At 55.1% G+C, this 12,879-nt stretch carries 11 protein-coding genes; 8 read left to right on the forward strand and 3 right to left on the reverse strand.

Annotated elements, in window-relative coordinates; translation table 11 throughout:
* Window positions 1-114: 114 nt before the first annotated feature.
* Both C8D90_RS07545 and C8D90_RS07550 read left to right on the forward strand, forming a co-directional pair.
* Window positions 115-1,641 carry a helicase HerA-like C-terminal domain-containing protein gene (locus tag C8D90_RS07545; protein ID WP_115457836.1) on the forward strand — a complete coding sequence of 509 codons (1,527 nt, stop codon included), beginning with the start codon at window positions 115-117 and terminating at the stop codon, window positions 1,639-1,641.
* A gap of 76 nt (window positions 1,642-1,717) precedes the next feature.
* Window positions 1,718-2,293 (forward strand): aminodeoxychorismate synthase component II, encoded by a 576-nt coding sequence (locus tag C8D90_RS07550; protein ID WP_115457837.1) that lies wholly within the window; start codon window positions 1,718-1,720, stop codon window positions 2,291-2,293.
* 46 nt (window positions 2,294-2,339) lie between these two features.
* Here C8D90_RS07550 and ppiA read toward each other — a convergent pair whose 3' ends face one another.
* On the reverse strand, window positions 2,340-2,900 hold the full coding sequence (gene ppiA / locus C8D90_RS07555; RefSeq protein WP_115457838.1) for a peptidylprolyl isomerase A: 561 nt from the start codon (window positions 2,898-2,900) through the stop codon (window positions 2,340-2,342).
* A 498-nt stretch (window positions 2,901-3,398) separates the two neighbouring features.
* Here ppiA and C8D90_RS07560 point away from each other — a divergent pair, with 498 nt between their 5' ends.
* Window positions 3,399-4,370 carry a LacI family DNA-binding transcriptional regulator gene (locus C8D90_RS07560; protein ID WP_115457839.1) on the forward strand — a complete coding sequence of 324 codons (972 nt, stop codon included), beginning with the start codon at window positions 3,399-3,401 and terminating at the stop codon, window positions 4,368-4,370.
* A 166-nt stretch (window positions 4,371-4,536) separates the two neighbouring features.
* Entirely contained in the window at window positions 4,537-5,730 is a 1,194-nt protein-coding gene (gene tsgA / locus C8D90_RS07565) for an MFS transporter TsgA (protein ID WP_115457840.1), read from the forward strand.
* 297 nt (window positions 5,731-6,027) lie between these two features.
* On the opposite strand, the gene C8D90_RS07570 is transcribed toward tsgA, so the two are convergent.
* Window positions 6,028-7,311: a cytosine deaminase gene (locus tag C8D90_RS07570; protein WP_115457841.1), complete on the reverse strand. Its 1,284-nt coding sequence runs from the start codon at window positions 7,309-7,311 to the stop codon at window positions 6,028-6,030.
* 238 nt (window positions 7,312-7,549) lie between these two features.
* Here C8D90_RS07570 and C8D90_RS07575 point away from each other — a divergent pair, with 238 nt between their 5' ends.
* Window positions 7,550-8,344, forward strand: a complete 795-nt coding sequence (locus C8D90_RS07575; RefSeq protein WP_115457842.1) for a DUF4225 domain-containing protein — start codon at window positions 7,550-7,552, stop codon at window positions 8,342-8,344.
* 18 nt (window positions 8,345-8,362) lie between these two features.
* On the opposite strand, the gene C8D90_RS07580 is transcribed toward C8D90_RS07575, so the two are convergent.
* Window positions 8,363-8,707 (reverse strand): hypothetical protein, encoded by a 345-nt coding sequence (locus C8D90_RS07580; RefSeq protein WP_115457843.1) that lies wholly within the window; start codon window positions 8,705-8,707, stop codon window positions 8,363-8,365.
* A gap of 361 nt (window positions 8,708-9,068) precedes the next feature.
* Here C8D90_RS07580 and nirB point away from each other — a divergent pair, with 361 nt between their 5' ends.
* From nirB to nirC, 3 genes are all read left to right on the forward strand, one after another.
* Window positions 9,069-11,621, forward strand: a complete 2,553-nt coding sequence (nirB, locus tag C8D90_RS07585; RefSeq protein WP_115457844.1) for a nitrite reductase large subunit NirB — start codon at window positions 9,069-9,071, stop codon at window positions 11,619-11,621.
* Window positions 11,618-11,965, forward strand: coding sequence for a nitrite reductase small subunit NirD (gene nirD, locus C8D90_RS07590; protein WP_115457845.1), 348 nt, complete (start codon window positions 11,618-11,620; stop codon window positions 11,963-11,965). Before nirB ends, nirD begins: the two co-directional genes overlap by 4 nt.
* 87 nt (window positions 11,966-12,052) lie before the next feature.
* Window positions 12,053-12,856, forward strand: a complete 804-nt coding sequence (gene nirC / locus C8D90_RS07595; protein WP_115457846.1) for a nitrite transporter NirC — start codon at window positions 12,053-12,055, stop codon at window positions 12,854-12,856.
* The last annotated feature ends 23 nt before the right edge of the window (window positions 12,857-12,879 follow it).

Raw genomic sequence — 12,879 nt, forward strand, 5'->3', positions numbered from 1 at the left:
CCGCGCGGTCAAAATTCCTAGTGAGCATCAGGATCATTCGCATTGAGAGAAGGCGCGGCGGCGCTTATACTTTTCCCACGCCGGTGAATACCGTTTTCCACGTAAGGATCTGATATGAGTGCTCCGTTGACCATTGCTAAAAATCAACAAACCACCCTGCACCTGCTGCCCGCTCTGGCTAACCGTCATGGATTGATAACCGGCGCCACCGGAACGGGAAAAACCGTCACCCTGCAACGCATCGCCGAGCAATTTTCCCGCATCGGCGTGCCCGTATTTCTTGCCGACGTCAAAGGCGATCTGTCCGGGATCGGTGCGGCGGGTACGGCGAGCGAGAAGCTGCAACAACGCCTGAGCGCCATCGGCGTTGACGACTGGCAGCCGCAGGCCAGCCCGGTCATTCCCTGGGACGTCTTCGGTGAGAAAGGGCACCCGATCCGCGCCACCATCTCCGATCTCGGCCCCCTGCTGCTTTCGCGCCTGCTGGATCTGAACGACATCCAGTCCGGCATTCTGCAAATCGTGTTTAAAATCGCCGACGACAGCAACCTGCTGCTGCTGGACATGAAAGACCTGCGCGCCATGGTGCAGTTTGTCGGCGACAACGCCAAACAGTTCACGACCAAATACGGCAACATCTCATCTGCGTCTATCGGCGCCATTCAGCGCGGCCTGCTGACGCTGGAACAACAGGGCGCGGAATTCTTTTTCGGCGAGCCGATGCTGGATATCAACGACCTGATGCGTCAGGACGCTAACGGCCAGGGCGTCATCAACCTGCTGATGGCGGACAAGCTGATTAATCAGCCCAAGCTGTACTCCGTATTCCTGCTCTGGCTGCTGGCGGAGTTGTTCGAACGCCTGCCGGAAGTCGGCGATCCGGAAAAACCGAAGATGGTGTTCTTCTTCGACGAAGCGCATCTGCTGTTCACCGACGCGCCCGCCGCACTGCTGACCAAGATCGAGCAGGTGGTTCGCCTGATCCGTTCCAAAGGCGTCGGTATCTATTTCGTGACCCAAAACCCGCTGGATATTCCGGACAGCGTGCTGGGGCAGTTGGGCAACCGCGTACAGCACGCGCTGCGTGCCTTCACCCCGCGCGATCAAAAAGCGGTTAAGGCTGCTGCACAGACCCTGCGCGCCAACCCCGGCTTCAATACCGAGCAGGTGATTGGCGAGTTGGGCGTGGGTGAAGCCTTGATTTCATTCCTCGATGAAAAAGGCCGTCCTACCATCGTAGAGCGTGCGATGGTGATAGCGCCGGAGTCGCGCATGGGGCCGATGACCGCCGACGAGCTGAACCATGCCCTCAACCACTCCCCGTTGTACGGTCGCTATGACGAAATGATCGACCGGGAGTCCGCCTATGAAATCCTGAACGGCAAAGGATTCACCACGGTAGACAGCGGCAGCGATGAGGCCAGCGCCGGCAGCCTGCAACAGCCTGAAGCTCAGGCCAGCAGCGGCGGCCTGATGGACAGTCTGAACTCAATCCTGTTCGGCACCACCGGCCCGCGCGGCGGCAAAAAAGACGGTATTGTCCAGACGGCCGCCAAGACCATGGCGCGCCAGGTAGGCAACCAGCTCGGCCGCCAGATCCTGCGCGGCGTCCTGGGTTCCATTCTGGGCGGGCGCAAGTAAATCTCACCCTGCCCCGCATGCCCCATATGATTTATCATATGGGGCATCTTCGTTTCACCACGGCCAAACGCCTTCCATGCTATTACTGATCGACAACTACGACTCCTTCACCTACAACCTCTGCCAATATTTCTGCGAACTGGGCGCGCAGGTCGACGTCCGGCGTAACGACGAAATCACCGTGGAAGGTATTGCGGCGTTACGCCCGGACCATCTGGTGATTTCCCCCGGCCCCTGTACGCCCGACGACGCCGGCGTTTCGCTGGCCGCTATCCGCCGTTTTGCCGGCGTCATTCCCATCCTCGGCGTTTGCCTCGGCCATCAGGCATTGGGGCAGATTTTCGGCGCACGGGTCATCCGCGCCCGCGAGGTGATGCACGGAAAAACGTCCGCCATCCGCCATACGGGAAAAGGCGTCTTTCGGGGATTAAATGAGCCATTGACCGTCACCCGCTACCACTCGTTGATTCTGGAACGGGAAACGTTACCGGATTGCCTGGAGATAACAGCCTGGAGCGAGCGGGACGGAAAGCCGGATGAAATTATGGGGGTTCGTCACCGCACGCTGGCGGTGGAGGGCGTACAGTTTCATCCGGAGAGTATTCTCAGCGAGCAGGGGCATCAGTTGCTGCGTAACTTCCTCACCCGCTGAAACGAAAACCCCTGCCGCAGCAGGGGTTTGCAGTATTCTTTTCGCCTTATGGCAGAACCTTCACCGCCGTAATCACGATCGGCTTGGCGGGTACGTTCTGATAAGGCCCGACGTTTTCGGTACGTACCTGAGAAATCTTGTCTACCACATCCATGCCTTTCACCACTTTCCCGAACACCGCATAACCAAAGTCACGTTGACCGTGATCCAGGAAGGCGTTGTCGGCAACGTTAATAAAGAACTGGCTGGTCGCGCTGTCTTTCTCGGCGGTGCGCGCCATGGAGATGGTGCCGCGCAGGTTGCGCAAACCGTTGTCGGCCTCATTTTTGATCGGCGCATTAGTCTGCTTCTGCTGCATGTCGGCGGTAAAACCACCGCCCTGAATCATAAAGCCAGGGATCACGCGATGAAACACCGTGTTGTTATAAAATCCACCATTAACGTAGTCGAGAAAGTTTTTCACCGTTCCCGGCGCCTTCTGACTATCCAGCTCAATTTCAATATTGCCGGCAGACGTCGACATTAATACCTTCGCCGCCATCGCGGATGGAGCCAGAACCGTCAGCGAACATAACGCAACCAGGGTGACAAACATTCTTTTGAACATGGACACAATCCTCAAATAACAACACAAACAGCACGTTGATTCTAAATAGGCTTCCCCGTGAACGCCACCAATTTACTCACATTTACCTAACCTTGGGACATATCTGAAAGATTAACCGTCTTCGCCCCTGCCCTCCGGACATTTCTGCCAATCCAATCACACTTCTAATTTATCAACGGTGAAACATGCTGGAACGTCTATTGGCGTCAGTCACAAAATTATCAGGTTGAATCGATACTGAGAGCGCTCTCAGCATAAGTTTAAGCCTATAGCCAACAAATTTTCTATAAAAAACAACTTAGTATAAAGAATACAAAATAAGGCGCCAAAAAGGCCGGCCTGCCGGAGGATGCAGCTAGTCAAAAGCGTGATTATTTGCCTTATTTTGACGGATTATGATTCTCTTCGGCTCATAACAATCCCTATACTGGAACTTTCTCCCCCCTCGGGCGGGAGATCGTTACCGGGACGCCATACGGGAAAACCAAAGGAGCCAACATGATCACACTGGAAGATGTTGCCGCATTCGCCGGGGTTTCCCGTGCCACGGTTTCCCGCGTCGTCAACGGCGACAGCAAAGTGAAAGCCGCCACCCGCAGCAAAGTGGAAGCCGCCATCGCCGAGATGGGTTACAGCCCGAACCCCGCCGCCAGAGCGCTGGCCTCCAATCAGAGTCAGATGCTCGGGCTGGTTACCCCCTCTTATGGCGGCGGCTTCTTCGGCGCCCTGATGGACAGCGTGCAAAGCGAAGCGGAAGCGTCAGGCAAACAGCTTCTGGTCACGCAGGGGCGCGACAGCGCGGACAACGAATGGCAGGCCATTCAACGGCTCTACAACCTGCGCTGCGACGGCGCCATTCTGCACGTGCGCGCCCTGAGCGACGAAAAACTTTGCCGCCTGGCTCAGGACGGACGTCAGTTCGTGGTTCTTGATCGGCAAATATCCGGCCTGGAGGATCGCTGCATCAGCTTTGATCACTATCAGGCCAGCCAGCTGGCGGCGCAAACGCTGCTGGCGCGCGGTCACCGCCAAATCGCCTGCATCAGCGGCCCCAAAAGCCGCGTCTCCAGCCGTATCCGCCGCCAGGGTTTTCTGGACGCCATGCAGGAGGCGGGCATCGAGCCGGTCGCCTGCATGGAAGGGGATTACGACCTGCAAAGCGGTTACCAACAGGCGGATCTCCTGTTACGCCAACACCGCCCCGGCGCGCTGTACTGCTGTAATGAAGAAATGGCGCTCGGCGCCCTGCTGGCAATTTCCGAACACCGCCTGAGCATCCCGCAGGATATTTCAGTCATCTGTTACGACAGCGGAGAGCGGGCGGCCTTCGTGCGTCCGGCGCTGACCAGCATCCATTTTCCCATCACCGACATGGCGCGCTTCGCGACCCGTCTGCTGCTCACCCCTGATGCGCCGCGGGAAACCTTCGCACCGCGATTGATTGAGCGGGATTCCGTGCGGTCCGTATAATCAAACCTGCTCAACCTCACCCTTCTTATGCAAGAAGGTCATAAAAGTTACATCATGATGAGAGAATAATCACAAAAAGCCGTGTCAGTTATGCTAGGATTCGCCGCGCTATGCGAATACCAATCATTCTTTCATAAGTAACACAAATACTGACACAGGCCACGCCATGACTAACATCAACCGCATCCGCCTGACATGGATCAGTTTCTTCTCCTACGCGCTGACCGGCGCGCTGGTTATCGTCACCGGGATGGTGATGGGAAACATTGCAGCGTATTTCAACCTGCCGGTTTCCAGCATGAGTAATACCTTCACCTTTCTTAACACCGGCATTCTGGTCTCTATTTTTCTGAACGCCTGGCTGATGGAGATCATCCCCCTGAAGCGCCAGCTGATTTTCGGCTTCGTGCTGATGGTGCTGGCGCTGGCCGGGTTGATGCTCAGCCGCAGCCTGGCCCTGTTTTCCCTGTGCATGTTTGTACTGGGCGTGGTCAGCGGCATCACTATGTCGATCGGTACGTTTCTGATTACCCATCTCTATCACGGGCGTCAGCGCGGCTCACGCCTGTTGTTTACCGACTCCTTTTTCAGCATGGCGGGGATGGTTTTCCCTGTCGTCGCCGGTATTTTGCTGGCGCGCAGCATTGCCTGGTACTGGGTTTACGTTTGCATCGGCGCGTTATACCTGGCGATTTTCGTTCTGACGCTGATGTCTGAGTTCCCGCTGCTGGGGAAAAAGGCCGTGGCGGCCGGTGGCGACGCGCCGGTTAAAGAAAAGTGGGGCATCGGCGTGCTGTTTCTGTCGGTGGCTGCGCTGTGTTATATCCTCGGCCAGCTCGGATTCATACAGTGGGTGCCGGAGTATGCCGGTAAGCGTTTCGGTATGAACATTGAGCAGGCAGGTACGTTGGTCAGCAACTTCTGGACCGCCTATATGATCGGCATGTGGGTGTTCAGCGTGGTGCTGCGCTTTTTTGATCTGCAACGGATTGTCACTGTGCTGGCCGCGTTATCAGCGCTGATGATGTATTTGTTCGTGAATACGGATAATGCCGCGCATCTCAGTTATTGCATTCTGGCGCTGGGCTTTGTCAGCAGCGCGATTTATACCACGTTGATTACGCTGGGATCGCTGCAAACCAGGGTGTCTTCGCCCAAGCTGGTGAATTTTATTCTGACCTGCGGGACAGTGGGGACGATGCTGACGTTTGTCGTTACCGGGCCGATCGTGGCGAAAAGCGGCGCGCATGCGGCGTTGATGACGGCGAATGGGTTGTATGGGGTGGTGTTTTTGATGTGTTTTTTGTTGGGGTTTGTGACGAGGCATCGGAGGCATCATGGGGGGAAGGGAGAGGGGTAGATCTGTTAGGGTAGGAGGGGTTCCGTACGCCGGTAGCTCCGTTGCTCCATGATGTTCCTCTGCGGGCGTCCGGGCAAAGGGTGGCTTGGCGGCCACCCTCTGCACTCCCGCGCCTCGGGTGCGGGCCGCATTTCCCGCCGGCTGCGCCGGTTACCTCCTTCGTCCATCGGGTCCTGACGCACCGGCCCGGGAAGGAGTCCCTCCCCCCGGGCCTCTCGCCGCATCCCTGCGGCTCGTGCTGACCCGATGGCTTCGTCGGCGGGCAATGAGGCCGGAGGCTGTTGTGTTGTTTGTTCGTTATTGTTTGTAGTTTACGTTTTCGTCCTGACGTAGGTGGATTGTGGTTTGGGATGGTTGGGTTTCGGCGATGAGGTTTCCGTTGCGTAAGGAGTAACGTACCGGCGTTTGGCGACGGACGGCGTCGAAGCCGTTTTCAGCCGGCAGGATGATCAGGTTGGCGCTGTTGCCTCGTTTGATTCCGTAATCCGTCAATGCCAGAGTCTGCGCGCTGTTGTCGGTGATGAGTTTCAGGCCGGCGTCGATTTGGCCATAGCCCATCAGTTGGCATACGTGCAAACCCATGTGCAGGACCTGGAGCATGTTGGCCGTGCCCAGCGGGTACCAGGGGTCGAAGACGTCATCGTGGCCGAAGCAGACGTTGATTTCAGCCTCCAGCATCTCTTTCACCCGCGTGATGCCGCGTCGCTTGGGATAGGTGTCGAAGCGGCCCTGCAAGTGAATGTTCACCAGCGGGTTGGCGACGAAGTTGATGCCGGACATTTTCAGCAGGCGGAACAGGCGGGAGGTGTAGGCGCCGTTGTAAGAGTGCATCGCCGTCGTGTGGCTGGCGGTTACGCGCGCGCCCATGTTTTCCCGCAATGCCAGCGCCGCGACCGTCTCCACAAAGCGTGATTGTTCATCATCAATTTCGTCGCAGTGAACGTCTACCAGGCGGTCATACTTCTGTGCCAGCGCAAATGCCTTGTGCAGCGACTCTACGCCGTATTCTCGGGTAAATTCGAAATGAGGGATCGCGCCTACTACGTCGGCTCCCAGGCGCAGCGCTTCTTCCAGCAATGCTTCGCCGTTGGGATACGAGAGTATGCCTTCCTGCGGGAAAGCGACGATTTGAAGGTCTATCCATTGCGCTACTTCCTGTTTAACCTCCAGCATCGCCCGTAGCGCCGTCAGCGTGGCGTCGGAAACGTCTACGTGGGTACGTACATGCTGGATACCATTGGCGATCTGCCATTTCAGCGTTTGCCAGGCACGCGCCTTTACATCGTCGTGGGTCAGCAACGCCTTGCGCTCTGCCCAGCGTTCAATGCCTTCGAACAGCGTACCCGACTGATTCCAGTGCGGCTGGCCTGCGGTCTGGGTAGTGTCCAGATGGATATGCGGTTCGATGAACGGCGGCAGAGCCAGCCCTTGCTCCGCATCCAACTCGCCATCGTCTGCTCTTTCTGCGGTCTGTTGCCGTTCCAGCCCGCTGATGTTGCCTTCATGAATCCGAATCCGCCACAGCCCATCCTGTCCAGGCAGGCGGGCATTGATCACGGCGCTGAATACTTTCTGTGGCATGACAGATCTCCCGGTTAATATTGACGATATTGTATCGTTCAGCATGACATATTTTTTCAGTTAATTATCTCACAATTTCAATAGGTACAGAAAATCAGTTGAACGGAATATATCGACTATTCCGGTTTTTTTCAAAATAACACCGAATATGTTTTAAGGATATGCAGGCAGATGCTATGGTAAATGACAGGACGTTAACTGCATGGTTAGCCAAATTTTCAAAGAATGAGCAAGTGACATGGATATAAGCTTTAACTCCCGGCAACGCAGCAATGACTACTATCTGGCAATAGCTCAGGCGGCCAGGTATCGGTTGATAAGAACGGCTGACATTGTTGCTTTCCGTCATTTAAAGGACCCTATAATAAAGCATAGATTCAAGCAGGAACTAATAGATTTTATAAATGAAAATTTAGATACCATTCGTAAAGCAAAGAATGACCTGGAATGTAAGTCCGCCATCAGTAATATCAATGAAGAATGCTTCAACCTCGAAAAGCAAGGAACGATGCTTTCTTTAGAAAAAGCGAAAGTATTTTTAACCGTCAGAATGGAGAGGCATCAAAAGGAAATAGGTTATACAATAGAGGCGATAAATATTGTTCTCGGGGGAGCGCAAGTAGTTTCCGGTGCTGGCATTCTTTATAAAGCAACAACAACCATCGGCAAACTAGCTGGCACTCATGTCATTTTTAGTGGAGCGGATATAGCTACAGAAAATATATCTAAACTTATGGGAGACCGTGAGGCCATAGGGTTTATGAAGAACGGCTATATGGGAACCGCAGCGTTTTTCGGGTTCGACAAAAAAGTTGGCTTAATTGCCTATCATTCAGTTGATATGGGAACTTCTCTTTATGGCATATTTAAATTAACACGTAAGCCAGATGCACGGCGCTTATATAGATACATCTCAAGTGATTTTTATCGTCAAGTAAATAACATGTCACGAGCCGCATTAACGCTAAAATTCATCAGCTCTGGAAATAAAATAAGGATCATATCTGGCATTATGAATGAGGATACCCACTGATACTAACAGGGGAAATCCCTATTCTTTTAGCTTTTTGATAAAGCTATACGCTTTCCATGTAAGATTTATTGGTCCTATATAAAAAATAACAGCTAATGAAAATAATGTAACTATGAATGATGAAGTTATTGATATCAGCGAACCCGTTATTAAATAATAAAAAAACGGCAAAGAACAAAGAAAGGAAATAAAGCACCCCCGAATAAATCTGTCTTTTAACTCTAAAGTTAACTTATACAAAGTCTCATCAGGAATTTGTCCCCGCTCTATTATCTTCTTCATATGTGCAATATTTTCCGGACTAAACCCATTTTTTAAAAGAATCTCTTCCATTTTTGCATCATCAGTTTCCATGGAGGACATATAAAATTCCTTTTCTTTTAATCAAATTACACACCAATTGAGTGTATGAAATCAGCACAAAGGTAGCAATCCCAAAAATAGGCTGAGGAAAAACCTAAAGCCAGCCAAAGAGCAGATTCCCTCTTACACTGCCCTCCCCCCTCCCAATCCGCCTTTCCAATAATTCAAACTGTTTTTCACTTCTCCCGCCCAGCTTTACACGATTCAGCAAAAAGTGATTAAAAACCGGGACTTAACAAAATTGCTATAAAATCATACAGATAACACATTATGAGTATATGGAACACAAATTGATTTAAATCAAGAAACGCCTGTAAAGGGGGATTATTTTAGGCAAAGAATTTCAGAATCTGAGGCAAAAATGAGCAAAATACGACTCGCTATCATCGGCAACGGCATGGTCGGCCACCGCTTCATCGAAGAGCTAACGGAAAAAGCCGGACCGGGTGACTATGAGATCACCGTGTTCTGTGAAGAACCGCGTGTTGCTTACGATCGCGTCCATCTCTCCTCCTATTTTTCTCATCATACGGCCGAAGAACTTTCCCTGGTGCGCGAAGGATTTTATCAAAAACACCAGATCAACGTTCTGGTAGGCGAACGCGCCATCACCATCAACCGCGCTGAAAAAGTCATTCACTCCAACACCGGACGCACCGTTTATTACGACAAACTGGTGATGGCGACCGGTTCTTATCCCTGGATCCCGCCAATCAAGGGCAGTGAAGGGCAGGACTGTTTCGTTTACCGCACCATCGAAGATCTCAACGCCATTGAAGCCTGCGCCCGTCGCAGCAAACGCGGCGTCGTGATCGGCGGCGGTCTGCTGGGGCTGGAAGCCGCCGGCGCACTGAAAAATCTGGGCATTGAAACCCACGTGATCGAATTCGCGCCGGTACTGATGGCCGAACAGCTGGACCCGATAGGCGGCCAGCAGTTGCGCGAAAAGATCGAACGCATGGGCGTACGCGTCCACACCGGCAAAAACACGCAGGAAATCGTCCACGCCGGACATGAAGCGCGTAAAACCCTGCGCTTTGCCGACGGCAGCGAGCTGGAGGCGGACTTCGTCGTCTTTTCCACCGGCATCCGCGCCCAGGACAAACTGGCGCAACAGTGCGGGCTGGCAACCGCCCCACGCGGCGGCATCGCCATCAACGATTACTGCCAGACCTCCGATCCGGACGTCTACGCCATCGGCGAATGCGCTTCCTGGCAGGAGCGCACCTTTGGGCTGGTCGCGCCCGGCTACAAAATGGCGCAAGTCACCGCCGATCATCTGCTGGGCAACGAAAACTGCTTCCAGGGCGCAGATATGAGCGCCAAGCTGAAGCTGCTGGGCGTAGACGTCGGCGGTATCGGCGACGCGCACGGCCGTACGCCGGGCGCGCGCAGCTACGTCTATCTCGATGAAAGCAGCGAAGTGTATAAACGCATCATCGTCAGCGCCGACAACCGCTATTTGCTCGGCGCGGTGCTGGTGGGCGACACCAGCGACTACGGCAATCTGCTGCAACTGACGCTCAACGGCATCGAACTGCCCGAACATCCGGACATGCTGATCCTGCCGCCTCACGCCAGCAAAGGCAAACCGGTGCTGGGCGTGGATTCCCTGCCGGAAAGCGCGCAAATCTGCTCCTGCTTCGACGTCAGCAAAGGAGACATCATCAAAGCAGTGCAGAACGGCTGCCACACTGTCGCCGCCATCAAAACGGCCACCCGCGCCGGCACCGGCTGCGGCGGTTGTATCCCGCTGGTTACGCAGGTGCTGAACGCCGAACTGAGCAAGCAAGGGATCGAAGTCAACAACCACCTGTGCGAGCACTTCGCCTATTCCCGCCAGGAGCTGTATCACCTGATCCGCGTGGAAGGCATTAAAACCTTCGCCGAACTGCTGGCGAAATACGGTAAAGGCTACGGCTGCGAAGTCTGTAAACCCACCGTCGGCTCGCTGCTGGCCTCCTGCTGGAACGAATACGTACTCCAGCCAGAACTGGCACCGTTGCAGGACACCAATGACACGTTCCTCGCCAATATGCAGAAAGACGGCACCTATTCGGTGATCCCCCGCTCCGCCGGCGGTGAAATCACGCCGGAAGGGCTGGTCGCCATCGGTAAAATCGCGCGCGAGTATAACCTGTACACCAAAATCACCGGTTCCCAGCGTATCGGGATGTTCGGCGCGCAGAAAGACGACCTGCCGGCCATCTGGCAAAAGTTGCTGGACGCCGGATTTGAAACCGGTCATGCCTACGCCAAGGCGCTGCGCATGGCGAAAACCTGCGTCGGCAGCACCTGGTGCCGCTACGGCGTCGGCGACAGCGTCGGGCTGGGGGTAGAACTGGAAAATCGTTACAAAGGCATCCGTACCCCGCACAAAATGAAGTTCGGCGTTTCCGGCTGCACCCGTGAATGCGCCGAAGCGCAGGGGAAAGACGTCGGCATCATCGCCACCGAGAACGGCTGGAACCTGTACGTCTGTGGTAACGGCGGCATGAAACCGCGCCACGCGGATCTGCTGGCCGCCGATCTCGATCGCGATACCCTGGTGCGTTATCTGGATCGCTTCATGATGTTCTACATCCGCACCGCCGACAAACTGCAACGCACCTCCGTCTGGCTCGAAGGCCTGGAAGGCGGTATCGACTACCTGCGCGCCGTCATCGCCGACGACAAACTCGGCCTCAACGACCAGTTGGAGCAGGAAGTCGCCCGTCTGCGCGCAGCCGTCGTCTGCGAATGGCGCGAAACCGTAAACACCCCGCAGGCGCAGGTCCGTTTCAGCCATTTTATCAACAGCAGCCAGCGTGACCCCAGTGTTCAGGTCGTCGCCGAGCGTGAACAACATCGCCCGGCCCGTCCGGAAGAACGCATCGCCGTTACCCTGATTAATACCGAGGAGAGTGCCGCATGAGCCAGTGGGTCACCGTTTGCGCCCTGAACGACATCACGCCGGGCACCGGCGTCTGCGCCCTGGTGGAAAATTATCAGGTGGCAGTATTTCGCCCATATAACGACGAGCAGGTCTTCGCCATCTGCAACATCGATCCGTTCGCCTCAGCCAGCGTGCTGTCACGCGGCCTCATCGCTGAACATCAGGGAGAACTGTGGGTAGCCAGCCCACTGAAAAAACAGCGTTTCCGTTTGGCTGACGGCCGCTGCATGGAAGATGAAACCCGCTCGGTAGCACATTTCAGCGCGCGGGTGGCTGACGGCATGGTGCAGGTCGACGCCCTGCCGAAATCCGCAGCGTATTAATTTTCGAACATGCTACCGCCCCGGCCCTGCCGGGGCTTTTTATGTCCGATATTTACCGAATTTCTTACTTTAACCATGGGAATATTCATGTTTACCGACACCATTAACAAATGCGCCGCCAATGCGGCCCGTATTACCCGCCTGAACCGCGATAATCCTCTGGGGTTCTGGATCAGCTCAGCAATGGCCGGAGCTTATGTCGGGCTGGGGATCATCCTGATCTTCACTCTCGGCAATATGATTGAACCGGCGTTACGCCCGCTGGTGATGGGCGCGACGTTCGGTATCGCCCTGACGCTGGTGATCATCGCCGGTTCGGAACTGTTCACCGGCCACACCATGTTCCTGACGCTGGGCGTCAAGGCAGGTACGATTTCCCACGGCCAGATGTGGAGCATCCTGCCGCAGACCTGGCTGGGGAATTTGCTGGGATCGGTCTTCGTCGCCCTGCTCTACTACTACGGCGGCGGCAGCCTGCTGCCGGTGGACAGCAGCCTGGTACACAGCGCCGCCCTGGCGAAAACCAGCGCCCCGGCCGGGGTTTTATTCTTCAAGGGCGCCCTGTGCAACTGGCTGGTCTGCCTGGCGATCTGGATGGCGCTGCGCACCGAAGGAACGGCGAAATTTCTGGCGATCTGGTGGTGCCTGCTGGCGTTTATCGCTTCCGGTTACGAGCACTCCGTTGCTAACATGACGTTGTTCGCCCTTTCCTGGTTCGGCCATCACAGTGAGGCTTTCACCCTGAGCGGTATCGGCCATAACCTGCTGTGGGTCACGCTGGGAAATACCCTCTCCGGCTCCGTGTTTATGGGACTGGGTTACTGGTATGCTACCCCCCGGTCGCAACGTCCGGCGGCGGAAGCGCTGGCGGCACAGCGTCAAAACGCCTGACCCTAACCCCCTGCTTTGAGGAA

The sequence above is a fragment of the Enterobacillus tribolii genome, from assembly GCF_003363015.1.
Taxonomy (GTDB): domain Bacteria; phylum Pseudomonadota; class Gammaproteobacteria; order Enterobacterales; family Enterobacteriaceae; genus Enterobacillus; species Enterobacillus tribolii.

Coding starts and splice junctions, on each gene's coding strand:
- C8D90_RS07545 (WP_115457836.1), top strand. CDS start 115: ATGAGTGCTCCGTTGACCATTGCTAAAAATCAACAAACCACCCTGCAC.
- C8D90_RS07570 (WP_115457841.1), bottom strand. CDS start 7,311: ATGCCACAGAAAGTATTCAGCGCCGTGATCAATGCCCGCCTGCCTGGA.
- C8D90_RS07550 (WP_115457837.1), top strand. CDS start 1,718: ATGCTATTACTGATCGACAACTACGACTCCTTCACCTACAACCTCTGC.
- nirD (WP_115457845.1), top strand. CDS start 11,618: ATGAGCCAGTGGGTCACCGTTTGCGCCCTGAACGACATCACGCCGGGC.
- nirC (WP_115457846.1), top strand. CDS start 12,053: ATGTTTACCGACACCATTAACAAATGCGCCGCCAATGCGGCCCGTATT.
- nirB (WP_115457844.1), top strand. CDS start 9,069: ATGAGCAAAATACGACTCGCTATCATCGGCAACGGCATGGTCGGCCAC.
- C8D90_RS07560 (WP_115457839.1), top strand. CDS start 3,399: ATGATCACACTGGAAGATGTTGCCGCATTCGCCGGGGTTTCCCGTGCC.
- ppiA (WP_115457838.1), bottom strand. CDS start 2,900: ATGTTCAAAAGAATGTTTGTCACCCTGGTTGCGTTATGTTCGCTGACG.
- tsgA (WP_115457840.1), top strand. CDS start 4,537: ATGACTAACATCAACCGCATCCGCCTGACATGGATCAGTTTCTTCTCC.
- C8D90_RS07575 (WP_115457842.1), top strand. CDS start 7,550: ATGGATATAAGCTTTAACTCCCGGCAACGCAGCAATGACTACTATCTG.
- C8D90_RS07580 (WP_115457843.1), bottom strand. CDS start 8,707: ATGTCCTCCATGGAAACTGATGATGCAAAAATGGAAGAGATTCTTTTA.